24 protein-coding genes and 1 pseudogene are annotated in these 24,390 nt (G+C 60.6%); 6 read left to right on the top strand and 19 right to left on the bottom strand.

The window, feature by feature from the left end:
• Positions 1 to 80 precede the first annotated feature (80 nt).
• The 3 genes from C7I85_RS28250 (at position 81) to C7I85_RS28240 (ending at position 1,783) form a co-directional block, all read left to right on the top strand.
• Complete coding sequence (locus tag C7I85_RS28250; protein ID WP_106727332.1) at positions 81 to 362, top strand: PepSY domain-containing protein; 282 nt, start codon at positions 81 to 83, stop codon at positions 360 to 362.
• 3 nt (positions 363 to 365) lie between these two features.
• Entirely contained in the window at positions 366 to 905 is a 540-nt protein-coding gene (locus tag C7I85_RS28245) for a cytochrome b/b6 domain-containing protein (RefSeq protein ID WP_106727331.1), read from the top strand.
• A 173-nt stretch (positions 906 to 1,078) separates the two neighbouring features.
• Complete coding sequence (locus C7I85_RS28240) at positions 1,079 to 1,783, top strand: VIT1/CCC1 transporter family protein (protein WP_181257432.1); 705 nt, start codon at positions 1,079 to 1,081, stop codon at positions 1,781 to 1,783.
• 476 nt (positions 1,784 to 2,259) lie between these two features.
• On the opposite strand, the gene arsH is transcribed toward C7I85_RS28240, so the two are convergent.
• The 10 genes from arsH to C7I85_RS28185 all read right to left on the bottom strand — a co-directional run bounded on the left by arsH (position 2,260) and on the right by C7I85_RS28185 (position 12,641).
• Positions 2,260 to 2,970, bottom strand: a complete 711-nt coding sequence (gene arsH / locus C7I85_RS28230) for an arsenical resistance protein ArsH (RefSeq protein WP_181257431.1) — start codon at positions 2,968 to 2,970, stop codon at positions 2,260 to 2,262.
• Positions 2,963 to 3,385: an arsenate reductase (glutaredoxin) gene (gene arsC / locus C7I85_RS28225; protein ID WP_106727330.1), complete on the bottom strand. Its 423-nt coding sequence runs from the start codon at positions 3,383 to 3,385 to the stop codon at positions 2,963 to 2,965. Before arsC ends, arsH begins: the two co-directional genes overlap by 8 nt.
• Before the next feature lie 3 nt (positions 3,386 to 3,388).
• A complete protein-coding gene (arsB, locus tag C7I85_RS28220) occupies positions 3,389 to 4,447 on the bottom strand; it encodes an ACR3 family arsenite efflux transporter (protein ID WP_181257435.1) in 1,059 nt (352 codons plus the stop codon).
• Positions 4,448 to 4,507: 60 nt separating this feature from the next.
• Positions 4,508 to 5,014 (bottom strand): arsenate reductase ArsC, encoded by a 507-nt coding sequence (locus tag C7I85_RS28215; RefSeq protein WP_106727328.1) that lies wholly within the window; start codon positions 5,012 to 5,014, stop codon positions 4,508 to 4,510.
• Between the two features lie 11 nt (positions 5,015 to 5,025).
• Positions 5,026 to 5,358: an ArsR/SmtB family transcription factor gene (locus tag C7I85_RS28210; RefSeq protein ID WP_106727327.1), complete on the bottom strand. Its 333-nt coding sequence runs from the start codon at positions 5,356 to 5,358 to the stop codon at positions 5,026 to 5,028.
• 130 nt (positions 5,359 to 5,488) lie between these two features.
• Positions 5,489 to 8,008, bottom strand: a complete 2,520-nt coding sequence (locus tag C7I85_RS28205) for an arsenate reductase (azurin) large subunit (protein ID WP_106727326.1) — start codon at positions 8,006 to 8,008, stop codon at positions 5,489 to 5,491.
• A 14-nt stretch (positions 8,009 to 8,022) separates the two neighbouring features.
• Complete coding sequence (locus C7I85_RS28200; RefSeq protein WP_106727325.1) at positions 8,023 to 8,544, bottom strand: arsenate reductase (azurin) small subunit; 522 nt, start codon at positions 8,542 to 8,544, stop codon at positions 8,023 to 8,025.
• Between the two features lie 782 nt (positions 8,545 to 9,326).
• Positions 9,327 to 10,397: an efflux RND transporter periplasmic adaptor subunit gene (locus tag C7I85_RS28195; protein ID WP_106727324.1), complete on the bottom strand. Its 1,071-nt coding sequence runs from the start codon at positions 10,395 to 10,397 to the stop codon at positions 9,327 to 9,329.
• Between the two features lie 10 nt (positions 10,398 to 10,407).
• The gene (locus C7I85_RS28190) at positions 10,408 to 10,626 is read right to left on the bottom strand and encodes a DUF1656 domain-containing protein (RefSeq protein WP_106727323.1); all 219 of its coding nucleotides are present in this window, start codon (positions 10,624 to 10,626) and stop codon (positions 10,408 to 10,410) included.
• Positions 10,623 to 12,641, bottom strand: coding sequence for an FUSC family protein (locus C7I85_RS28185; protein WP_106727322.1), 2,019 nt, complete (start codon positions 12,639 to 12,641; stop codon positions 10,623 to 10,625). The genes C7I85_RS28190 and C7I85_RS28185 overlap by 4 nt, the downstream gene beginning before the upstream one ends.
• A 556-nt stretch (positions 12,642 to 13,197) precedes the next feature.
• Between C7I85_RS28185 and C7I85_RS28180 the strand changes: the two genes are divergently transcribed.
• Positions 13,198 to 14,001 (top strand): MarC family protein, encoded by an 804-nt coding sequence (locus C7I85_RS28180; RefSeq protein WP_245445144.1) that lies wholly within the window; start codon positions 13,198 to 13,200, stop codon positions 13,999 to 14,001.
• A 118-nt stretch (positions 14,002 to 14,119) separates the two neighbouring features.
• Here the strand turns inward: C7I85_RS28180 and C7I85_RS31890 are convergent.
• Both C7I85_RS31890 and C7I85_RS28170 read right to left on the bottom strand, forming a co-directional pair.
• A pseudogene (locus C7I85_RS31890) lies at positions 14,120 to 14,332 on the bottom strand (IS6 family transposase); the annotation flags it as partial.
• A 215-nt stretch (positions 14,333 to 14,547) separates the two neighbouring features.
• Complete coding sequence (locus C7I85_RS28170; RefSeq protein WP_106727321.1) at positions 14,548 to 15,093, bottom strand: TetR/AcrR family transcriptional regulator; 546 nt, start codon at positions 15,091 to 15,093, stop codon at positions 14,548 to 14,550.
• A gap of 63 nt (positions 15,094 to 15,156) precedes the next feature.
• Between C7I85_RS28170 and C7I85_RS28165 the strand changes: the two genes are divergently transcribed.
• A complete protein-coding gene (locus C7I85_RS28165; protein WP_106727320.1) occupies positions 15,157 to 15,615 on the top strand; it encodes a monooxygenase family protein in 459 nt (152 codons plus the stop codon).
• Between the two features lie 858 nt (positions 15,616 to 16,473).
• Here C7I85_RS28165 and C7I85_RS28160 read toward each other — a convergent pair.
• From C7I85_RS28160 to C7I85_RS28130, 7 genes are all read right to left on the bottom strand, one after another.
• Complete coding sequence (locus C7I85_RS28160; protein ID WP_106727319.1) at positions 16,474 to 17,283, bottom strand: SDR family NAD(P)-dependent oxidoreductase; 810 nt, start codon at positions 17,281 to 17,283, stop codon at positions 16,474 to 16,476.
• Positions 17,284 to 17,300: 17 nt separating this feature from the next.
• Positions 17,301 to 18,317, bottom strand: a complete 1,017-nt coding sequence (locus C7I85_RS28155; RefSeq protein ID WP_106727318.1) for an MBL fold metallo-hydrolase — start codon at positions 18,315 to 18,317, stop codon at positions 17,301 to 17,303.
• A gap of 75 nt (positions 18,318 to 18,392) precedes the next feature.
• Entirely contained in the window at positions 18,393 to 18,833 is a 441-nt protein-coding gene (locus C7I85_RS28150) for a cupin domain-containing protein (RefSeq protein ID WP_106727346.1), read from the bottom strand.
• 35 nt (positions 18,834 to 18,868) lie between these two features.
• Positions 18,869 to 19,672: an alpha/beta fold hydrolase gene (locus C7I85_RS28145; RefSeq protein ID WP_106727317.1), complete on the bottom strand. Its 804-nt coding sequence runs from the start codon at positions 19,670 to 19,672 to the stop codon at positions 18,869 to 18,871.
• Between the two features lie 34 nt (positions 19,673 to 19,706).
• Positions 19,707 to 20,888, bottom strand: a complete 1,182-nt coding sequence (locus tag C7I85_RS28140; protein WP_106727316.1) for an LLM class flavin-dependent oxidoreductase — start codon at positions 20,886 to 20,888, stop codon at positions 19,707 to 19,709.
• Between the two features lie 36 nt (positions 20,889 to 20,924).
• Entirely contained in the window at positions 20,925 to 21,470 is a 546-nt protein-coding gene (msuE, locus tag C7I85_RS28135; protein ID WP_106727315.1) for an FMN reductase, read from the bottom strand.
• Between the two features lie 94 nt (positions 21,471 to 21,564).
• Entirely contained in the window at positions 21,565 to 22,353 is a 789-nt protein-coding gene (locus C7I85_RS28130; protein WP_106727314.1) for a LuxR C-terminal-related transcriptional regulator, read from the bottom strand.
• Between the two features lie 332 nt (positions 22,354 to 22,685).
• Between C7I85_RS28130 and C7I85_RS28125 the strand changes: the two genes are divergently transcribed.
• A complete protein-coding gene (locus C7I85_RS28125; RefSeq protein ID WP_106727313.1) occupies positions 22,686 to 24,047 on the top strand; it encodes a purine-cytosine permease family protein in 1,362 nt (453 codons plus the stop codon).
• The last annotated feature ends 343 nt before the right edge of the window (positions 24,048 to 24,390 follow it).

The following is a 24,390-nucleotide window of genomic DNA, read 5'->3' as shown; positions in this document are numbered from 1 at the left end:
ACAAAGTCTCGGCCCCGTTCAGGCTGTTGTCAGCTTCGCGCTTCACAAACCGAGCGTCGGATCAACCGAAGGAGCTAGAAATGAAGACGATGATCCTCGTACCCGCCGTACTTCTTGGCGCGCTGGCAAGTTTCCCTGCATTCGCAGGTAACAAGTGCGACGTTCCAGTTGGCGAGTGGCAGCCACGGGAAGCACTCGAGGCCAAACTGAAGTCTGACGGATGGAAGATCCGCTCGATCAAGACCGAGAACGGTTGCTACGAGGCTTACGCCATCGACGCAGGTGGCAAGAAGGTCGAGGCCTATTTCAACCCCAAGACGCTTGAGAGGGTTCCTGGTTCAAGCGAAGACAGCGAGGGCTGAGCAATGCCTGCCACCGTGAAGATCTGGGATCCTTTCGTCAGGATTTTCCACTGGAGCCTCGTGGCCAGCTTCGCGGTGGCCTGGCTGACCGCTGGCGAACTCAAGAATATGCATGAGGTCGCGGGCTACGCCGCCGGAGTGCTTGTGGCGTCGCGCCTAGTCTGGGGGCTGGTTGGCTCGCGTTACGCCCGGTTCACGCAATTCATCCGCAGCCCAGGCCAGACGATCGGCTATGCGAGCGACGTTCTGGCGCGCCGGGAGGCGCGGTATCTTGGCCACAATCCCATGGGTGCGGTGATGATCGTCTGGCTCCTCCTGGCGATGTCAGTCGTGGCTATCACTGGGTGGCTGCAAACGACCGACGCGTTCTGGGGGATAGAATGGGTCCAGGAGACTCATGACATCAGTGCGAACCTGATGCTCATTCTGGTCGCCCTGCATGTCTTTGGCGTGATCTTCTCCAGTGTTCGCCACAGTGAGAATCTCGTGCGGGCCATGCTGACAGGTCGCAAGGCTGCGGCCGAAGCGGGCGATGTTTCTTGACGGCACTCTTGGTGCACTGGAAGAGGGAGCAGGATCAGCGAAGAATGCTGGACCTGCTCTCGTCGTGATTAAATACTGCCAATAGCTATGATGTTATCTCCGCCGTAGCTTGAGATCAAAGCCACGGGAAATGGCTTTGGGTTGTTGAGCTGCAATGCTTAGAGGAGGCTCGGATGGTGAGATCTGTATCACATCCAGAACGGCATCTAGTCCAGCGGATCGGCTGGCTTCGTGCGGCAGTTCTCGGCGCAAATGACGGGATCGTTTCAACTGCAAGTCTGATCGTAGGCGTCGCAGCCGCCTCAACGGGCAAGCCTGAGGTTCTGCTCGCCGGCCTTGCCAGCCTCGTGGCCGGCTCGATGTCGATGGCCGCGGGCGAATATGTGTCGGTGAGCTCGCAGGCCGACACGGAAAAGGCCGATATTGCGCGGGAGCGGGCGGAACTGCGCGAAAATCCGAAAAGAGAGCTTGAGGAGCTCAAGCAAATCTATGTCGACCGCGGTCTCGACCAACACCTCGCACACCAGGTGGCTACCCAGTTGATGGCGAAAGACGCGCTAGGTGCCCATTCACGGGATGAATTGGGTATCTCCGAAGTCGCTGCCGCCAAACCAGTCCAGGCGGCGATTACCTCTGCCTTGACATTTGCTGCAGGGGCGGCGCTGCCGATGATCGTGGCCTTGGCCGTACCGTTCGGCGCGCTTATTCCAGCCGTCTCTGCCGCATCCCTGGTCTTTCTCGCCGGACTTGGTGCGCTCGGGGCGAAAACCGGAGGCGCAAGCCCGCTGCTCGGTGCGAGCCGCGTGGCGTTCTGGGGAGCGGCCGCAATGGCAGCGACTGCAGCTATCGGCTGGCTGTTCGGAACTGCAACTGCGTGATCAGGATCTATCCAAAACCGAATGTCCCGAGGCAGTCACAGAGAGCGAGGCGGTTTGAACGAACGTAGAGAAAGTGGCGCCTTTCAGGCGCAGCACTTCGACACATTTAAAAGACCGCAGCATGTCGACGTCACTGAGGTAGCCTGTTCAGCGAGCCATCTGTCACGGGGCTTGCAACTGGCTGGCCTTGGCGAGAGTTCGATCACGATGCCGCTGTCTGACAAACAGGGCTCTCCCGCCCGATAGAGCTGGATGGGCTGTGAGCCGTCGCTGACTTCGAAGGTTAGATTGGCGCTCGTATTGAAGAGGATATGCTCCGTCACGGCCGGGAGGCGGTTGCCGGTGCGCTTCCAGCCGATCTCCGGCAGCGCGGCATGGTTATGGTCTCGCCGGCGTTTGCCCTCAAGGGCTTTGCGCTGTCGGCCATCCTGACGCACATGGTGCCGATGGCACGGCCACCGCGACGTCATGACCTGCTAGATGGACCTCAGGGACACCCGCGCCTCCAGTTTGACGGCATCTTCCTTTCGCTCGCTGTAGCGGTTCGTCAGATATGCGGAAGCGTCGCGGGTGAGCAGCGTGAACTTGACCAGTTCCTCGCAGACGTCGACAACGCGGTCGTAGAAGGACGACGGCTTCATGCGGCCGTCGGCATCGAACTCCTGATAGGCCTTGGCGACCGACGACTGGTTGGGGATGGTGATCATCCGCATCCAGCGTCCGAGGACGCGCATCTGGTTGACGGCGTTGAAGGACTGGCTGCCGCCAGACACTTCCATCACCGCAAGCGTCTTGCCCTGTGTTGGCCGTACAGAGCCGACCGAGAGCGGTATCCAGTCGATCTGCGCCTTCATGATTCCGGTCATCGCGCCGTGGCGTTCCGGGCTGACCCAGACTTGGCCCTCGGACCACTCCGAAAGCGCGCGCAACTCCGCGACCTTGGGATGGGTGGGTGGCGTTTCGTCGGGCAACGGCAAACCCTTCGGGTCGAACATGCGGACCTCGCAGCCCAACCGCTCCAATAGACGCCGTGCTTCGTGGGCAAGCAGACGACTGTAGGAAACTTCGCGGAGCGATCCGTAGAGGATCAGGATACGCGGCTTGTGGGTCGAAAAAGCTGGCCGCAGGGCGTCGGCATCGGGCAGGCGCAGATGGTCGAGCGCCAGCGAAGGAAATGTTTCAGGCAATGCGCTTTCCCTTCTCGTCGAGGATGCGCTCGCCGTCTTCCTTCGTGAAGGCGCCCTTGTGGGTCTCCGGCAAAATGTCCAGCACTACCTCGGAAGGCCGGCAAAGACGCGTGCCAAGCGGCGTGACGACGAACGGCCTGTTGATCAGGATCGGGTCCCTTAGCATCGCGTCGAGAAGCTGGTCGTCCGTCAGTGCCGGATCGTCGAGACCGAGCTCGCTGTAGGGTGTCCCTTTCTCGCGGATAGCCGCCCGTACCGTCAGCCCGGCATCGGCGATCAGCTTGATCAGTTGTCCGCGGGTCGGCGGCGACTTGAGATACTCGATGACCGTAGGCTCGATTCCTGCGTTCCTGATCATCGCCAGGGTGTTGCGAGAGGTGCCGCAGGCGGGATTGTGGTAGATGGTAACGTCCATTGTTCAGGTCCGTTGTGTGGCGGTGTTCTTGGAGACGGCGGGGCTGGCTTCGTACCAGCCCTTCGAGCGGTTCACGATCCAGACGACCGAGAGCATGACCGGGACCTCGACGAGGACACCGACGACGGTTGCCAGGGCCGCTCCGGACTGCAGCCCGAACAGCGCGATCGCCGCGGCGACCGCGAGTTCGAAGAAGTTCGACGCGCCGATCAGAGCCGACGGGCCTGCCACGCAGTGGCGTTCGCCCGAGATCCGGTTGAGCAGGTAGGCCAGGCCAGAGTTCAGGTACACCTGGACGAGGATCGGCACCGCCAGCAGCGCGATGACCAGCGGTTGGGCGACGATCTGGCCGCCCTGGAACGCAAACAGCAGGACGAGGGTGGCGAGCAGCGCCAGCAGCGAGACGGGGTGCAGCCGGGTCAGCAGCCGGTCGAGTGCAGCCTGGCCTCCGGAAGCGAGCAGCCTGGCGCGCGCAATCTGGGCGACGATGACGGGCAGCACGATGTAGAGGACGACCGACAGGACAAGCGTATTCCACGGCACCATGATCGCCGACAGGCCCAGCAGCAGTCCGACAATCGGCGCGAAGGCGACAACCATGATCGCGTCGTTGAGCGCCACCTGCGAGAGCGTGAAGTTCGGTTCGCCTCGGGTCAGCGCCGACCAGACGAAGACCATGGCGGTACACGGCGCTGCGGCGAGGATGATCAGCCCGGCTATGTAGGAGTCGATTTGGTCGGCTGGCAGGTAAGGCCGGAACAGCCAGCCGATGAACAGCCAACCCAGCAACGCCATCGAGAACGGCTTCACCGCCCAGTTGACAAGCAGCGTCACGCCGATACCCCGCCAATAGCTGCCGACCTTCGCCATGGAGGCGAAGTCGACCCTAAGGAGCATCGGAACGATCATCAGCCATATGAGCACGGCGACGGGCAGGTTGACCCGGGCGAGTTCCGCGTGGGCGACCGCGCCGACGAATCCCGGCAGCAGATAGCCGAGGCCGATGCCCGCGACGATGCAGAGCGCGACCCACACGGTCAGGTATTTCTCAAAAAAGCCGATCCGCGCGGGCGCGTTGCGCCCCGCCTCGGCTGCGATGTCCGTCATGTGGTTTTCCTTGGTTCAGCCGACCTTCTGGAATTGCTGGCCGATCTCGCTAACCCGCTGCTGAAGCGCCAGTCGGTCGATCGAAGCGTGCGGCAGCGACAGGAAAGCGGAGATGCGGTTGGAGAGCATGCGGTAGGCCTCGGCGAAAGCGAGGTGCTTCTCGGCGTCGTTGCCCTGCGCTGCCGCCGGATCTGGAATGCCCCAGTGTGCCGTCATCGGATGGCCCGGCCAGACGGGGCAGGTTTCTTCCGCCGCCTGGTCGCAGACGGTGAAGACGAAATCCATGTGGGGCGCACTTGGTGCGGCGAACTCGTCCCAGCTCTTCGAACGGGCAAAGTCGGTGTCGTAGCCCATGCCCTTCAGCAGCTCGATCGCGAAGGGATGGACCGTCCCCTTTGGCTGGGATCCGGCGGAGAACGCCTTGAATCTGTCCTCTCCCAGGCGGTTGAGGATCGCCTCGGCGAGAATAGAGCGGGCGGAGTTGCCAGTGCATAGGAACAGGACGTTATAGCTCTGCGTCATGGTCGGCTCCTTCAACAGCCGCAGGTCACGGCTTCGATCACGGGCTGGCAGAGCTCTGGCGCGCCGTTGCAGCAGTCCTCCATGAGAAATGCGAGCAGGTCGCGCACCCCTGTCATGTCGGCGACATAGCGGATCGTGCGGCCCTCGCGTTCGGCGCGCACCAGGCCCGCGTGGTCGAGGATTTTCAGGTGGGCGGATGTCGTGTTCTGGACCGTGCCCAGCCGCGTCGCGATCTCGCCCGCCGGGACGCCTTGCGGCCCGGCGCGCACTAGCAGCCGGAAGACCTCGAGCCGGGTGTCCTGACCAAGTGCCGCGAGGGCGGCGAGTGCTGCAGTCTTATCCATATATCCAAACATCCAGATAGATGGTTGAGATATATGCCAACCCGAGGATGTTTGCAACAGGGAACCACGCGCGGGTCACCGTGCAACGAAAACAATGCCGCCACGGTCACGTGCCGTGGCGGCGCGAGTGTCAACCCGCCTTGTATTGCTGTGACTTGAACGTCAGGTGCTGCACACCCCCGGGCGCGTCCGCAAGCTTGCGTATGTTGGCCCAGGTCTGCTTGTAGTTCGGAATCACCAGTTCGCTCGTCCCGGCGTCGACGACGTTACCCTGCACGCCCATGGGGTGGGCGAACTGCATGAAGGTCTCGCCTGGTCGCGCCGTCGGTGTCGGATAGACCATCGCCTGCGTGGATCCCGAGTCATTGTAGACTTCGACCAGGTCCCCCTGTCCAACGCCGATCTTCGCCATGTCGTCTGGATGCATCTCGATGAACGGATAGGGCCAGCGGTCCATAACCAACTCGTTCTGGACGTCCAGATAGAGCGACTGCCAGACGTGATTGGTGCGGCCGTTGTTGATCAGGAAGGCGTACTTGTCCTTCTGCTCCTGCTTGCCCGGGGCCTGGAGCCCCCGCCACTCGGCGTGCATGAATCGGGCCCTGCCATCTGGCGTACTGAACTTTCCGTCGGCATAGAGCCTCTGGGTCCCGACGATCTTGCCCTCCTTCAATCCGACGGCGGGCTCTTGGAAGCCATTGGTGCCCATCGCCCTCAGGCGCTCATAGGTCACGTGCTCTCCGCCCTTTTCGTGCTGGTGGTAGCCGTCCATGAAGGCGTCTTCCTCGGTCTGCCAGTCGAAGCCGTCGAACTTGGCGGCCACTTCCGGCTTTCCCAACTCGTTGAAGATACGCTGCATGTGATTGGCGATGCGGGCGGCGATCAGGCAGTCCGGCATGGCCTGGCCGGGCGGGTCCATGTAGCGCTCGGTGAGCCGCATGCGCCGCTCGCCGTTCATGGACGTGAGGTTCATTTCGCCGCTGGTGGCGGCGGGCAGGATCACGTGGCAGGCCTGGCCGATCTTCGTCGGCACGATGTCGACGTCGACGGCAAACAGGCCGCCGTCATTGATCGCCGCCACGATGGCATCCACCATCGCCGCCCGGTCGCCATAGGCCACCCTGGTCATGGCGTCCTTCACCTTGTCGGTGCGAATCTTGTAGGCGGCCTTGAACGCGTCGGCGTTCAGCGTCGTCTTGTAGTGGTCGCAGCCCCAGATGTGATGCACGCCGCCCTGACCGCTGATCAACAGCTTGTCAACATAGGGGGCCGGACGGCCGACAAAATCGGCCGACGGCCGCGAATACCCCTCCTGATGGCCGCCCATGCGCACCACGCCGCCTCCGGGGCGTCCGACGTTGCCTGTGGCGAGCGCAATGTTCACCAGCGCCCCATTGGTGCGATAGTTGTCATTGCCCCAGATCAGGCCCTTTTCGTAGGAGAACATGGTGCGGCGGCGGGCACCGCCTTCCTTGGGTTCGGCGATCCAGCTTGCCGCCTTGCGGATGTCGTCCGGCGCAAGGCCGGTGATCTTGGCGGCTTCCTCAACCGATATTCGGTTGCCGTCGCGCGCAGCGGCAAAGTTCGTGAGGATGGCCGGGTGTGCAGGGTCAGAGGCGTTGCCGGTCCCGGGCTCGGTCGCCGTGCTGGCATCGATAAATGCCTGGTCGATCCAGCCCTTGGCGGCGATCTCGGTGAACAGCGCGTTGAACAGTGCCAGGTCGGTTCCGGAGTTGATCTGCAGGTGCAGGACGTTCTTCGGTCCGGCCTCCGCCTCGCAGACCGCGACCGTCGGGGTCCGGCGCGGGTCGACGATGATGACCAGGGCAGGACCGTGCGGCTCGCCCGCAAGCTGCTGGCGCTTCTTGTCCAGTGACGTGCCGCGCAGATTCGGGACCCAGTGGTTCAGGAAGTAGTTGGTCTGGGTCTCGAGCGCGTTCGTGCCGACGGCCACGATGGTGTCGGCGAGCTCCGCATCCTCGTAGCAGTTGTTGAGTTCGCCCACGCCCATATCGCGAGTGCCGTGAACCTCGGAATTGTAGGCGGGGCGGTTGTGGATGCGGATGTTCTTGATCTTCATAGCCCCGAAATAGAGCTTCCCGGTGCCCCAGGTGTTCTCGTAGCCTCCGCCAGCGCCGCCATGGTCGAAAGCGGAGACGAAGAGAGCATCCTCGCCCTTGTCGGCGACGACCCGCGCGGTGACGCGGGCCACGAGGTCGAGCGCATCATCCCAGGACGTCGGCTGCAACTGACCATACCGCCAGACCAATGGATCGGTCAGGCGCTGCAACTGGGTGTTCCGAGCGCGGCTGTAGCTCATCTCGGCGATGCGCGCGCCGCGGATCGAGCCCAGGCCGGAGTTCACAGAGCAGTCCTTGTCTGGCTTGATGACCATGTGGACGTCCCGACCGTCTTGCTTGACTATGTTGTACATCGAAGGCGAGTACCAGGCATCCGTTTCGGCAGGCTGCTGCTGGGACAGGTCGACCCCGAAAACATTCTGGTCGGGCGCGGGTCCGCCCTGGCGGTTCACGTCCCAGCTATAGGCGTGATAGCCGCAGCCGACGATGCAGTAGTGGCAGACCACGTTGTGGACCTTCGCATCTGCCGGGATGATCGGCAGGCGATCGATCTGGCGCTTGTAAGCCATGACATATCCTCCCTTCAGAGGACGTTGGACAGGCGGCCGTAGAGGAGTTCGTCGAGACCCTCGGCGAACACGTCGCCCTTGTCGTCAATGCGCAGAATGTACTGCGGCAGGTTCTGGGTCGCCTGGCCCCAGATCTGAAGTCCTCCGGCCTCGCAGTCGAACCGTGAGTAGTGGCCGGGGCAGTTCAGCGTCCGATCGTCGGCACGATAAGCAAGGGGGAAGCCCTGGTGCGGGCAGACCGTAGTGAAGCCGACGATATCGCCGTCCGGGCCTGCCCCGCCTTCGACCTGGTGGCCGAGCTTGAGCAGCACTCCGGGCGCGCTCTTGTCGGGATAGGCGACTTCGAGCGGCTCATTGACTTTAAGGTCGGCGACATTGGCGAGGCGGTTCGATGGATACTCCACCCTGGCCAATTGCGCTTGGGCCTTCGCCTCTCGCGGGAAGCTGGCGGCGGCCGCCGCTCCGGCGGCCGCGAGTGCGCTTCCCTGCAAGAAACGGCGACGGCCTAGATCGACCATTCTTTTGCATCGTTCCATGCGTTCCTCCCGTGAGGCGCTAGGCACCTCGCTGGCCAGTGCCAGCCCGCGAAACAGCGGCAAAAGGTATCGTTCGCCATGAGGCGAGCAACCGCGTTCGGAAGGCCGAACAATGATGCGGTGTGCCATGGATCCAAGGGGTTGAGAGTGTGCTCTCATGCAGAACCAGGGTCAAGCAGAACGCTGATATGGTGGGACCACACCTTCGGCGGGGTTCATGCGTAAGGACGCCCCATCGGGACGCCAATAGCCAGGACGTCCGAATAGTTCGAATAAGAAGACATCAGAGACCGTCCTTGTCGCAGCAATGAATGCCTGCTTCTGGCGCCGTGCGGGAGATCGCCGACGACAAGTGGACCGAAGCAGATTTTTGCAGGCGGAGTTTGTGTGACGGCTTTGCGCCCATCTCGGCCAGTTAGCTTGTTCACAGCCTCAAAGCGGACATTACCGGCGACCGCGCTGGAGGTCGCGGTTGCGCCAGGAACTGCCATTCGTAATGCGAAAGGCGAAGGTCACCAAAGGGACGAGGTTGCGACATTGGCCGAGGGACGCCTCGGCCAAAAGGGCGATGTCGAGCACCTCCAGAGCCGCCATGGCACGGCAGGTCTCAAATGCTGTCGACTGCATCACGAGTTGCGCCACAAACAATCCCAAAATAAAGGCTGACGTCGCTAGTTGAAGGAGACCCGATAAAGGACATCAACGTTTGCAGGAATACGCCCGTAATCTCGTTGCGATCATCAAAGACGGGAAGATCTGTGAGAATACGCTTTTTTTGATCGTCATGGGCGAGCCTTTCTCGCACCGGCGCCGTTTGGATTCTGCCGCTTACCTTCTATGGCGTTGGAAGGAGGGCGTGTGTGCGGTATTGGATTGGTGGCGGTGGGCTCACTCGCCTTCGGCTCAACCTCGATGGTCGCGGTCATGCCGATGACGAGGCGCACGGAAGGCGGAATGTCATCGATGTGCACGCGCACGGGTACCCGCTGGGCCAAGCGCACCCAGGTGAAGACCGGGTTGACCGTGGCAAGCCCGCTCTTCCCCGGCGTAACATTCGACACAACGATGCCGTGTGCGATGCTGTCGACGTGGCCCTGCAACATCTGCTTGTAGCCGAGCAGCCAGATCTTGGCCGGATCGCCGTCCTGGATGAGCGGAATCGCCGTTTCCTCGAAATAACCGTCCACCCAGAAAGAATCCGCGTCGACGAGCGAGAGCGCTGTCTGGCCCGTGGTGGCGTAATCGCCCTGACGGACCAGCAGATTGGTAACCCATCCGTTCACCGGCGAACGAATTTCGGTTCGCGCCAGATTGAGTTTTGCCCGGTCAAGGTTGGCGCGTACCTGTTCGATGGTTGCCGCCGCCATATTGGCGCTGGCCACGTATGTCTGCTTTTCTTCGGTCGTCGTCGCCAGGCTGCTCAATTTGAGCCGGCGCGCGGCCTCCGCTTTCTTGTTCTCAAAATCGGCCTGCGCCTGATCAACTGCCGCCTTGCCGAGTTCGACCGCCAACTGATAGTCGCTCGGATCGATCTTCATCAGCAGGTCACCCTTCCGGACCAATTGATTATCCTTCACGGCAAGCTCGGTGATGCGACCCGACACCTCCGGCGCCAGCGTGACCACATAAGCTCTGACGGTTCCGTCCCGTGTCCATGGGCTTTCCATGTAGTTCTGCCACAGAAGCCAAACGGCTGCCGCTGCCACTCCTGCTACAGCCAGGGTTGCTAGTATAGGCAGCAACCGGAGCCGACGCCGCAACGACCGGCGGTCGTCGGAAGCGGCCGCCATCGCTTCGGGGCGCAGTTGCGGCTCAGCAGGCCGGTCTGGAGGAGTTGAGGTGTTTTTCAACATGCTTTGCGCCTCAAGCGTACATCTTGAGACTGGCCAAGATCAGCACCGCGGCCGTCAGCAGGATGAGGAACATCGAGATTTCAAAAAGGGCGGGATGCCAGATGTGGCGCATCAGTCCGAGTTCCGTCATAACCACCCGCAACGCGACCGTAATGGCGGCAGCGAGCGCCATTAGTGGCACGAGCGGTGATATCAGAACGCCGAACACGTCGATTTCCACGAAGCTCACGACGACCGACCCTCATAATAGTCCCGCTGACGATCGACGGCCTCGATAATCGCAAGCAGCGCCGCTCGAACCCGCATCCGTCCGGGAGCACCGGGCTGCGTATCGGGAATGGCTTCCAGCTCCTCGTCGACCCTTTTGATGTCGACGCGAAGTTTCGCCAGATCACCCCTGGCAACGGACATCTGCACGTCCGACAACTCGACACCGATGCGGCCATGCCGCGACAGTCGTTGCAGTCGTATGAGCTGCAATCCCACTGAAAGCGTTGAGACGAGATAGGAGCGCAAGACCGGCTCGGCATCACCCGGCATGGCAGTCAATCGCGTGTAGACGCGACGCTGCCATTGGCTGAGCGTCCAATCGCGGTGGCCCATCGCAAGGCGCCGCAGGTCGCGGATGGTCAAATCACAGAGCCGCTGCGATCGGAGGCGCGAGGAAACGGGCGGTATGAGCACCAGCGCCAGTACGCCGAAACCGCAGCCACCCAGCAATCCAAGCGTGTTGTTGAGATAGGCGAGCGTATCGTAAGAGGGCTGGTTTGTTGGCGCGAGCAACGGGATGAAGTTCACCGTGGCCGACGTGAAAAAGGGCGCCAGGGCCGGTACGGTCGACAGGGCACCGAGAGGCGCGAGGCCAAGCGCGATGGCAGCAGAGAGACCAAGGAATGTTTCCAGGCCGGGCAGCACCGAGAACTTAATGATGGCGACGACGACGGCAGCGATCAGCATGCCGATCCCCTGGCCCAACGCAGCCCTGCTGGACTGTTCTTGCATCGGCGAAAAGACCATGATCGTTATCGCCGCAAAAGTTATCGCCTGAAGCCCGTTGGGCCACTCGGTGATGACCCAGAAGAGAACCGCGGTCCCGACGCCCAGGAAGACGCGAAACGAATTGATCAGGGCTGGAAGGTAGTCGGCGACGAAGAAGCCAGGGGGCGGCCGGTCCTGCGCCCGAGCGGGATCGATCAGAAGCGTCAGACCGTTGCCCGCGGTCGCGAGGCCGGACGCTGCGTCGGCGGCGCCGCGTGCGGTCAGGTACACCGAACGGTCGCCCGCCCCCAGGCGGAGAAGATTGCGAACGACTAAGGCGCTGCGATCGGCGTGGTGGCTCGTATCGGGCCTGATCGTTTCCCCTAGCGCTCCGGTTTGCCAATCGGGCGGCAATTGATCCAGAACGACGCGCGCGCACCGACGTGCCTCGGCTTTGGGCAGGCTGCGCAGGTGCGTTTCTACGATCCGTACTCCCGACAGCGCCTCGAACAAGCCGTTCAGCGCTGCACGCAAAATAGATCTTCGCTGCAGCAGCTCCGGCGCCTCCCCAATGGCCTGGTCGATGATTGGGTCGAGCGCCGCCGTCCGTCGGATCAGCTCGCGTCTAATCTTCACTCCGTCGCCGCGCCAGGAACCGGCCACAGCGAGCACCTCGACAAGATGGCCGGCCGTTTCCCCAATCAGTTGGGAGAACATGGCGGCCAGACGCCGGGGCGCATTGCCTGGATTCGTCAGAGCAACGATCAGAGTTCCGGACGCGATGCCGATGCTGATCTCGGACGCCCGATTTAGAGCGATTTCGAGCACTTGGCCGGGTGCGGCGATTGATGTCCCGGCGATGATGACCAGCGTATAGCCAGCCAACATTGCGGCATAGGCGGCATAGTTCCGCAGCAGCGTCGACAGGAACGAGCAGGCCGACACCCACAGCAACATGGCAAACAAAAACCCGCTCCGTTCCTGGGGCAAAACTGCCGTCAAGGCTACAGCCACTATCGCGCCTACCGCCGTGCCGATCATGCGGAACAAACCTTTGCGCAGCGTCGAGCCGAGGATCGGCTGACAAACGATGGCAGCAGACGTCCCGGCCCAATACGGTGTCTCGAGCTCGAGGTGAAATGCTACGTAAAGTGCGAGCAAAACTGCGACAGACAGTCGAGCTGCCTGCAGCGATGCGGGAACGATCCTTGCAACCAGGCCAGGGAAACGGTCCTGTGCGCGTCTGGCGGAGGCCACAGTGAGCATTGAATACTCCAGGCCGCGGGGCAGGGAACTTTTGAAGCCCTGACCTCGCACCCATACTCATCCCCACGCCTACTGCTGTCTAGCACAAATTAGCGACGGGATCAGACCGACTCCGACGAAGGTCAAGCCAAACATAAGCCAGCCGACGATCATTGCGGCGCGCGCTTGGCCAAGATCGACCTGCCGGTCAGCTTCGCGTCCACCTCGGCCATTGAGGTGATCTTTTGCTCCGCCCGGAAGCACACATCGCGGGTGACCATGCCGGAGGTCGTGGTCGCCCTAGAGGGTGCTCTCCAACCCAGATCAGTTATGGGGGAAATCAACACATTCAGACAAGAATTCGGCCGCAACCGATGATGTCACGTCGCACCACAAACTATCGCGGGGGCCTTCTTGCCTTCATGAAGGTATGCCGGGCCACCCATCAGAGGAAGGGTACTGCTCTCGCCCGTTCCAGGTTCCGTCGAGCCGAAGCGGTGGAACAAGGTGACCGCGGCGATCTTCTATGGAAGATCGATTTCGCGGCGCATGAGGCTTGTTTGCGTGGGTGAACCGAATGCTGGGAGGGGTTCAGAGCTATCGTTCAATGACGGTGCGTTGCGCGCCCCATCAACCGCGCCGGGCGCAAAGGAAGGTCAATGTACTGTTCTTTGTATGTATCCTTGCCATCATGTTCCCTATCACCGCCTTCGCGCAGGAACTGGCTCTCGGGATCTCGATGCCGCAGCCGGAGTTCGGAGCACGCAAAATCTTCTTCATACTGTTCCTGATGCTTGGACCAATCAAGATCCTGGTGCCCTTCGTGAACATGTCGCGGAGAGCCGATTCCGCATTTCGTCGGCGGCTGGCGACAAGGGCTATTCTGTTTTCGGCGGCGGCGCTGACAATTGCCGTCCTGCTGGGCCGCAGCATGCTGGAGAGCTTTGAAATCTCAGTGCCTGTGCTCGCAATGACAGGAGGCATCGTCCTGTTTCTCGTCGCCCTAGGGACCGTGCTGCAACAGTCGTCGGGCTCTGTCGAGCGCCCGAAGGAGGCCGAGCAGCCGGTAGAATTGGTACATGCCCTCACTCCACTGGCGTTTCCGATAATAGTCACACCCTATGGGGTAGCCGCGGTGATCGTGTTTGCGACCTTGGCAGGGGGGCAGTATCAATCACAATTTACGGTAGGTGCAATTGTCGGCCTAATCTTGCTGCTTGATTGGGTGGCAATGCTGTTCGCCGAGTCAATATTGAGATGGGTCGGAACGGCCCTTCAAGTGTTCGCTGTCGTTCTCGGTGTTACGCAGATTGCCCTTGGCTTGCAGATAATCCTGCGCAGCCTGTGCATGATAGGCGTCGCCACCGGATGCCATATCTAGTCGATGGATTTTCAGCTCCCTCGTGCACGCTCGGCTGGCCGTCCCTGACATCGTCGGGTCTGACCAGCCGGCGCAAATACTAGTGGCTCGGCGACAACCGCAATTTGGCGCGACCAAGCCGTTCCGGAAAGCCGCCCTTGGATCGAGAGGGAATGTGGCAGGCAAATTCGCGGCCGAATTTGGAGGCCCATTCCGAGACAGTCTGAAACCAGACCTCGATGCCACGCTCGGACTCTACGTAACGCAGGCTCAGCGGAAACCGAAAGTGCAGCCACACCGCGTACGCGATGATCTCGGCCGGAAAGCGGTAGCGCTTGTAATGGGGCACAATGGATTAGGTCGAATGTTTGGCATTCATGCCCCCGGAATACCAATCCGATCAGCACCAACCGTTAAGGCGACGCTCCCGCCGAGCTTCCCCGACAGGTTGCCATTGAACTCCGCACACGCAGTCGTCCGAACGCCGCGTTAGGTCGGCTGCGCTGTATGAATTGGCTTCGAGAGGTAGCGACAATCGAACGAGAGACTCGACCTTCCGATTCCAACCTAGCCGACCGGGCGCGCCAAAGCCTCCGCGATCAAACGCAAGACCTCCTGCTCGGCCGCTGGATTGGGTGCTATCCGTCCGTCCAGCGCGAGCGTGGCCAACCCATGCACCAGCCCCCAGCAGGCAAGTGTCCCAGTTTCCGCCCGTGCCGGCGCCAATTGCGCCACACGCCGTGTCATCAGCGCGTAGGCGCCCTCGCACTCTTCGCGGGGCAAGCCAAGCCCGGCCCCATCGGCGAACATCAGCCGGAACAGCGCCGGATTGGCCCGCGCAAAGCCGATATAGGCCGCCCCCTGCGCCGCCAGCGCTTCGGCTGCGTCCGGCGTAACATCGGCCCGCGCCGCCGTTGCCTCCAGCATGGCAAAGCCGCGCCGGGCGACCGCCGCCATCAGCGCCGCCTTGTCCGAAAAATGACGATAGGGTGCCATGGCAGACACGCCCGCCGCGCGCGCCACCGCCCGCAGGCTGACCTCGCCGCCCCGTTCGATCAGGGTCAGCCCGCAATCGACCAGCCTGTCGTGAAGAGAAATGGAGATATCGCTCATGATCTGTTTACGCTGTAATCAGTCGCCGCTATGTTTACAGCATAAACAGCAAGGGTTCGTTTCATGCAAGCCTCTGTCGCCCGCCGCTCCGTCGACCTCAGCGCCTATCCCGATCTGGTGGTGATCCTTCTGGGCTTTCGTGTCCGCCGACTGCGCGGTCTCGCCACGATGCTGGGCATCGGCAAGGGCCTGAAACAGATCGATCGAAACCCGCCCGAAGGACTTCTTGCGAACGAACAATTTCTCTTCTCGCTCACCCATGTGGGCATCCGCCAATATTGGCGCGATCTCGAAAGCCTCGAAGCTTTCACCCGTAGCGAACCCCACGCCCACTGGTGGCGGGATTTCCTGCGCGACAGCGGCGGCGCGGGTTTCTGGCACGAAAGCTACAGCCGCAGGGGGATGGAAGCGGTCTATGTCGACATGCCCGGTCCGGTCGGCTTCGGCCGCTTCGCCCCGCCGCGACAGCCGACCGGCCCCTTCCTGACCGCGCGGCAGAGGATGGAAATGGAGGCAGCCTAATCGCCTTCATCATGCCGCCTCCTCACCATTCCCCAGGCAACGGCATCATTCTAAGCTATGACAGCTTCGGGTACCCGCTGCACGCATTGGCGCATGGCTGAATCGCTCTGCATGCCGTCACGATGTGCCCAAGCGGACATTGAATAGCCTCGGATGCTGCCCTTTGGACGCTAAACGTGGCCATCCGCGTCGAGGCGGCAGATGACCACCAATCTCATCGGCCGAAGACAACTGTCTTAAGTGTTTGAGGTCCCTCAGCTCGGCACGGCACCATGCTCTAGCTGGTCCGCAAGGCGTTCATCATTGCGCTGTATCACCACTGGGAACGCTCTGCGGATGGGGCCCAAGTTGACGCCTAGCAGTCCTGCTCCAGTGAACGACCGTTTCGGAAAGATGGATGGAACCGAGCGCCTCAGCCTGGTTGCCTACCCTTCGGCACGTTCGTCCCTTGTGACGTGAATGACCGTTTCGCGCCCAAGTCAGTCATTATAACAGCCTCTTCCGCCCTCCAAGAGCGGACATTGCTGGTGCCGTAGGCGACTTCCGCCATGAGTTGCCAGCCGGCTGCCTTCTGATGAAAGGCGATGTGGCAATGGCAACGGGAAAGACGGCACTGAAATCGCGAACGATCGAGTTCGACGCTCACCCCCTTCGCCAGTTAAGGCTTGAAAGCATTGGAAATGCTGAACTCCCAAAATCACTTGCCGAAGCTTGCCAACCATTCAAGTTTTGCTGGGGGAACCAACTCCTTTGCGGCTTGCACACATCTGAATTGAAAAATGAAGTCGCGACTTGAACAGGAGGAGGTGAGGCAACGCAATGCGTGATGCGCGCTGCCTCGGCGCGCGCTGGCTGTGGTCAATAGTGGATGAGGCCACCACAGACGTTGACGGACTGCGCGGTAATGTGCCGACCTCGCTCGCTTGAGAGGAACAGCGCACACTCGGCTATGTCATCGGGTTCTAGAACTTTCTTCAGCAAGTTTGTATCCGCCATCATCTCCTGCCATAGCCGGTCGAAGGGGACGCCTTTCTCCTCTGCCCACTCGCGGATGGGGTCACGGGACAGTGGCGTGTCGATCCAGCCTGGGCATATGCTGTTCACTGTTATTCCCCGGCTTCCCACTTCGACTGCAAGGCATCGCGCGAACGCCAGTATGCCCGCCTTGGCGGCGGAATAGGCCGCGAACGTTGCCTCCGCGGCCTTCGCCGCAGTGGATGAGATGAAGATGACGCGCCCGCCGCCGCCATCCCGGCCGATATACTCGAGCGCCTTTTGGGTGACGAGGAAAGGAGCTTTGAGATCGATGTCGATCATGCGATCCCAAAAGACCTCGTCCATTGCCGAAACCTCGGCGACGGCGCCGATGCCCGCATTATTGACCAGGATATCGATGCCCCCCAGTTGCGCTGCTGCTAACTCCACCATCGGCGCTATTTCGGTGGTCTTAAGGAAGTCCGCTTCCACAGCGCACGCATGCCCGCCAGCGTGCCTGATCGCCGACACGGTTTCCTCGGTATCAGAGGCCGTTCTTCCGTGAACGGCCACGGAAGCACCGGCCCGCGCGAATATCTCCGCGATCGCTCTTCCGAGGCCCTGTGTCGCTCCGGTGACTAGCGCGTGTTTGCCTTTCAAGTCGTCGGCGGTGCTCGTTGCGGATAGTGTCATTGCTGCATGCTCGCGGCTTAATAGAGTATGAGATTGTTGAGGACCATTTCCACATGGGTCGGCACGACTTCCTCGAAGCCGTAGTAAAGGCCGTATTTGGGCCTGAGGTCTTCCTTGACGAGCGCGCTCACCGCGAAAATGTAGTTTCGCCAAGCGCTCATGTAGGAGTAGGTCGGCACCATGAAATCGGTCATCGACAAGCGCTCCATGACGGCGCCAGTATGATTCCGGAGCGTTTCGAGATAGTCGAGATAGGAGTCCACGTCCGCCCTTGAACCGATATTTCCGTGACCTGAATTGATGAACTTCCAGTCGAACGTTTTCAGCTCCCGCAGGTTCTCCTCGTAGGCGACGAGATCCTCTGTTGGGCCGAAATGCGGGAAGGGAAGGGCCTCGGGCTCCAGCATGTCGTCGAACTGGGTGATCCCTTCGCTCTTCAAAATCACGATGGCATTGTCCGGGCAGTGGCCGTTCTCCTCGGGCGTACGGATGCGAACGGGCAGGCCCTCGAAGAGGAATTCCGCGTCGTGACCGCGTATGACGTCCGTCGGCAGGGGGACCTTGCCGCCGAATTTCGCGATCCGCCGGGCGGTGAGGTCGGTTCCGTGGATGCGCAGCTCGGCGCTGCTGCGCTGGCGTGTCTGCTCGATGACGGAGGGGATCCCGGCGACGTGATCGAGATGATAGTGCGTGTATATGACGTCGGTGACGGGGAGGTCGGTTATGCTGCGGATGCCGTCCAACGTGAGGGTCGTCGCATCGCCGGATTGCGGGCTGATCAGCAGGACGCCCTTCTTTCCGATATGGACAACAGCGTTGTAACCTGCTGCGCCGAGAAGGTAAGAGCTCTCCGTGAGCCGTTGCACGTTGAACGGATTCTGGATCATATTGTCGACCCAGTTCCGGATTTTCAACCCAGGCTTGATGCATTCCGTGGCCGATTGATCGGCATAGTCGAACAACCCTGTCGGCTTTGGCCGGTACATCTGGCATTTCGTAGCCATAGAGCAGCCGTGCTCGTGGTCGTGGCTCATGGATTCCCCTTTTTCGGATTTATCATTTCCAGGCGAGACAGGGGGCGACAGTACCGTACCCCGTAATCGGTTCGATCAACGCGGCGGTGAGAACTTGATCTCTCGCTCTCCGGCCTTCTGCACCACAATCGCTGGGTCACCGACCTGATGGATGTTTTCGAAGAGGTCGAAGATCTTTCTGGTTGGCGAGACATGGAATATCGCGTGGGCGTCCTCGTCCGAGTTGTTGAAGATGCCGTGTTCGAGATTACGCGGCAGATAGACGTAGTCTCCCGCCTGGGCTGCCGTGGTGCCGCCGGCGTGGACGATATCGAGGCGTCCCGACAATACCGCAACGGACTCGTCCTGGGTCAGATGCACATGCGGCGGCACGAATGTTCCCGGCGGCAACACCGCATGCCACGCCATCATGTCGTCGGAGACATATTTGAGGGTGTAGGTCTGCCCAAGAATATGCCAGACCCGCCCCTTGAACGCGTCCTTCGTATGTGTGACTCCCACGCTCGGCTCGATCATGTTTTCCTCCATTCAGATTTGGAACTGCTGCTGCCTCAAGCCGCAAGGAAGCGGTGGGCCGTATCGATTGCTGCCGGGCTCTCCTCAAAGACGAGGTGGCCGGTGCCGGGAACGACTTCCAGCCTCGCGTCCGGCAGGCCCCTCGTCCAAGCCGAGGCTCCTTCGATGGGGCAGAGGCGGTCACGCTCGCCCCATACGAGGAGGGTCGGGAGCTCTATACGGTGGAGCCACCGGCCGAGTGTCGGGTTGCCTTGCGGTTTGTCCCAACAGACCTTGCTGAGCGAAGTGGTTTCCCGGTAACCGAGCACCAGGAAATCGACATCATGCCCATCCGGAAAGAGGCCGCGCGCGACCTCGGGGTCGGCCGTAAGGTATTCCGGCAAGTCGGCGGCGCGGATCTTGAAGAAGTCGGGGGTCGGATGCTCATTGATTACGAGGCCAGTCGGCCCGGCCAACACCAGCCTGCGAAGCCGGTGCGAATGCTCGACCGCAAATTCGGCCGCAATCCAGGCACCGAAGGAATGGCCCGCCAAATCGAAACGGTCGAGCTTCAACTGGTCGAAAAGGTCCAGATAGTGCAACACGTAGTCATGGACCGAATTGATCCTATCGTCGTCGCCGGACTCCCCGAATCCCGGGTGATGTGGGATAATCACCTTGCGGTCGCGGGCCCAGACACGAGCGAATTCAAAGCCGGGGAACGTCGCCCCGCCATGGAGGAAGACAACCGGATCCCCTGATCCGATGCTGTATACGACCGTCTTAGTGCCCGCGACGTCGTACTCGACGCGCTCGAAACCTTCCATTGAAGGTCTGGTAATTTTTTGTGCGATGTTCATGGGTTCATCCGCTGTTTCTGATCGGTTGCCGACGTCATTCGGCCGCTTCGGCGCGGGGCTGGTTGGTGTCCCTGCGCCTCTTCAGCTCGGGCACCACTTCTTCGGCCAGGAGGGTCATATTCTTCGCCAGCTTCCAGTGGGGCATATCGCCTGTGTGGACTTCGAAGATGATGCGATTGGAACCGACTTCCTCAGCCCATTTCTCGATCTTGTCGGCGACGGTCTCCGCCGACCCCACTGCGACGCGGTAGAAGTTTTGCAGATCGTCCCAGTCGAACCGGCCGTGAGAGCTGGGCAGGACGTGGCCTCCGCGCCGGCGGAGCTCGTCGAGCCCGATATAGCCCGGCAGATTTGCGAATTCGCCCGGCCTTAGCAGGAAGTCGAAGTAATACTTCGCGTGAGGCTCGAATTCGGCAAGCGCCTGCTCGTCGGTTTCCGCGACGTATGTCATGACGGTTAGCGGGAACATGCTCGGACGGACCGTCCGCCCGGACTCGATTGTCTTCTTCTGGAAATAGTCCAGTGCGGCGAGTTGCTTTGGAATGGGAGAAAACGTGGACGCATAGCCGAAGCCGTATTCTACGGCGAGGTCCACGGTCTCGAGGCTGCCCGACCCGACAATGAAAATGGGAGGATGGGGATCCTGGTAGGGGCGTGGCCAAACGTTGAGGTACTTATAATGGTAGAACTCACCGTCATGCGACGTGGCCTCGCGCGATGACCATGCTTTCAGGATGATGTCGATCGCTTCGCGGTGGCGCTTGCGGGCGGTGGCGGGAGCAACCGGGTTGACCCAGTATTCCATCGGCGTTCCAAGAGGAATTGCGACCTCCAGCCGTCCGCCGGACATTACGTCTAGCATTGCGTAGGTTTCGGCCAGACGGTTCGGGCTATCCATGTTCGGCGGCGTGCCCATGACGCACACCTTGAGCTTGGTCGTCTGGGCGAAAATCGTCGCGGCGATCAGCGACGGGACAGGCATCATGCTGGACGCGGTGGCGTGGTGTTCGTTGATACAGATGCCATCGAACCCTAGTTTTTCGGCGAGGACCGCTTCATGGAAGTAACGGCCGTAGAGATCATGACCCTTCTTGGGATCGAACAGGCTGTTCGGGATATCGACCCAGAGGGATTCCCTGCCGGATTCCTCAGGAGGCAGCTCGGTATAGGGCATGTAATGGGCAACGAGAAATTCGGTATTCGGCAAGATTGGCATGATGAATTCCGATCGGTTGAAGGGGAGTGGAGGCGTTCAGGCGGCGCGGAAGGCTTCGGTTCGAATGATTACGCCAAGCTGGTCCACGGCATGATCGATCCGGGCATTGATCGCCGTGTCGCTCACCTTGCCGTCCGCAACGTCCTGCTCGGAGGCATAGACCCCCGTGGGGATCGTCAAAGCCTCGAAGAAACCGAAAAGCGGCCGCAGGTGGTGTTCGATGATGAGTGAGTGGCGCTGGCCTCCACCGACGGCGGTAAGCAGCACTGGTCGATCTTTTAACGCCAGGGGATCGATCAGGTCGAAAAGGTGTTTCAGCAGGCCGGCATATGCACCTTTGTAGACAGGAGTTCCGACAATGAGGGCGTCGGCTCCTTCTATCGCCTCAAGGACGCGTGTGGTTTCCTTCGACGCTTCCTCCCGCGTCGTCTCGACAGAAGGGCCGAGATCAACGAGGTCGAAAAGATCGACCGTAAAACCGTGCCTTTGGGCAATCCGTTCCGCCACGGTGCAAACCAATGCCCGGGTTTTCGAAGGGCGGCGCGCATTGCCCGATATGCCGACGATTCTCGGTTCTTTCACAGGCTTGCCTCCTATCGCTTGTGATGGAGGCATTATTTACTAGGCAAAATCCGACTCAATCCCGCCGGATGGGGGGTACAGCGCAAAGGCGTACCTAACTGCCGTAGGCTTCGTTCAACATGAATTTGTGCACGAGTTCGGTTCTATTACTGACGTCGAAGCGGTGGCAAAGGGCGCTGACGTGATCCTTCACCGTGTATGCGGAAATGTTGAGTTGGCGGGCGATCTCCTTATTGGTCAGCCCCTTGCAGAGCAATTCTGCAACTTGCGCAGCCCGCGGCGGCAGCAGAGCCACCGCCCTTGGAACCTTAGTAGGCTCCTTTCTGGCCCTCGCACCTCTGATTCTTTCCTGGTCTTTCTCGTCGAGGTACCCTGTCTCGCTCATGACCTCGAGAGCAAGGCTTGCGGAAAAGCAGGCCGCCTCAAGGAACTCGAGTTCCGTTCTGGTGTATGCTCCCGCGGCCTTCTTTCGAGCGACATACACTACAGCGACGGCCCGGCGATCCAGCAGGACGGGTCCCGCCATGCAATGGCCGAAGCCCCACTTGCGGAGAAACTCGTCGTTCCCTCCCGCCAACCAGTCTGGTTCCTGTTGCATCGCAATATTGTCGATTGGCACGCCGGTTCCAAGGACGTGATCCAGCATGGGATCCCTCGCACTGCCGCCATGATCGTACTCTGCCAGAAGGCCTTCTGGCGTTTCGTCCGAATAGACAAGCTCTGGCTGGCTGTCGGCCATAAGGTAGATCGCTACAGCACCCGGACCGAGCGCCGGGTGCAGCGCTGATATGAAGTTTTCTCCCAGAGCCACAATTGAACGGCTTCCCGCAAGCTTCAGATATCGTCGGACAGTCTTCACCAACAATGTGGAATGCTCGACCATATAAACAAACCCGAAGTTAGATCGCCGATTGTCGGGGTCCACGCTTAACCGGTTTGCGGCTCCTAAGGAATGCCGTTACTTGATCGTGCAAGCGGACCATTTTGAACACCCCCCCTTCCGGGGGGCTTGATTGCCTGTACGGTCTCGGGGAGCCTCCGCAGACCGTTCGACGGGGGAGGGTATGCCGCCCGCGCCGTCGGTGTGAGGGACAAATCCGACGGCAACTTCAACAAAAATATGCGTCGGTTTTGCGTCCCGAAAAGCGTGGGAACAAAGAAATAGAGCACTTCCGTGTACAGGTCTTGGCACGAAGTGCTCCTGGGGAGCGAGCAATGGATATCGAACGCAGAAGCATAGACTTTATTCCCGAAGCGGAGCGGTACGGGAACGCATGGCGGCTTTTCACGCTTTGGTTCAGCAACAACCTGACGCTTCCATCCGCCGTTGTCGGCACTTTGGGGCTGGCGTTCGGGCTCAACCTCTTCTGGACCTGTGTCGCGATCGTACTGGGCAACTTCATCGGGCAACTGTTTACGTCCGCCCACTCGGCACAGGGTCCCCATTTGGGGATCCCGCAGATGATACAAAGCCGTGCGCAATTTGGGGTGCTCGGCGCGATGGTTCCGCTCGCGGTCGTTTGCGTGAGCTATACTGTTACGACGGCGGCCTTTGAAATCATAGGAAGTGGCCCTCTCGGCGTGATAACCGGCCTCTCTCCGAGTGCTGCCATCGTTATGATTGGCTCGGTTACGGTAATCATCTGCTTCCTTGGATACGAACTGATCCATCGACTTGCGTTCGTGATGACGATTGCTTCCGGCCTCTTGTTCGCCGTAGGCGCCCTGCTCATCCTTCAATATCCCTTTCCGGAGTACGCGCTCAGTTCGGGGGGCTTCAATCTGCCGGTCTTTCTCTTGATGGTCACGCAAGCCGTATCGGTCAGTCTGGGCTTCGGTGTCTATGTCGCTGACTATTCCCGATATCTTCCGTCCAACACGCCTACGGCATCGACTTACCTTTTTACGTTTGGCGGGAATTTTCTGGGCGGGTCGCTGGTCATGATCTTCGGCGCGCTTCTCGCCACCGTCGTTCCCAACGCTGTCAACGATGCCGGCGCGGCGACTGCGTCGCTCTTCGGAAATTTCAAGCCGATCGCATATGTCGTTCTGGTGTTGAGTGTGCTGCAGATCAACGTCCTGAATGTGTACAGCACCTACATGTCGCTGACATCCATCTTTACGGGATTCAGGGGGCAGGCTTCGCTTTCAGGCGTCACCAAATTCCTGGTCGTTTTGGCCGCGACGACAGTTTCCACCGGGATCGCCGTGACCACCCAGGAGAACTTCTTCGTCTTCTTCTCGAACATTCTGATTGGGCAACTCTATTTCCTCGTGCCGTGGAGCGCGATCAACCTCACCGACTTCTACCTGGTACGAAAGGGCGTCTACAGCGTGAAGGACCTGTATGACGTCAACGGAATCTACGGTCGCTACAACCTTTCCGGAATCCTTGCCTATTGCGCTGCCATTATCGCTCAGGTCCCTTTCATGGGCTTCTCCTTCTACTCCGGACCGATGCACCAATTTATCGGTGCCGATGTCGCTTGGATCGTCGGATTGGCGGTTCCTGCGGCGGTCTACTATCTCGCGATGCGATTACAGCGCGCGCAGGTACTCGTTTCGGTGCTTAAATGAATGTATTCCGCTTTTCTTCGGAAGGCGGGATGCTGCCGGTCGGTCGGAAGAAGCCCAGCGCAGCCCGGTATGCTAAGGCTGCGCGTTTGAAGCGGCCTGCTCCTTGAACCAGGCAACGGCTTCTCGGGTCTCAGAGCGGCTTGGCGTGAGCGGTACGAGATAGAACTCTCCGAGGCCGGTGTTCCCGGGCCGACCACGCGCCCGAATCCCTCAGCGCTGTCAACCGGCGCACAAAATTGACCCTCTATAGGCATGCAATATTGGCTCTGACGCAGATTTGGTGCAGCTTCTCATGTCGCTCCGATCAGGCGGGCTTGAAGAAGATCGAGCTTTCCGCGCCCGT

The organism is Pseudaminobacter soli (ex Li et al. 2025), from assembly GCF_003012705.1.
Classification (GTDB): domain Bacteria; phylum Pseudomonadota; class Alphaproteobacteria; order Rhizobiales; family Rhizobiaceae; genus Pseudaminobacter; species Pseudaminobacter soli.
The sequence above is the reverse complement of the archived record's forward strand: the minus strand, read 5'-3'. Positions and strand labels throughout refer to the sequence as shown.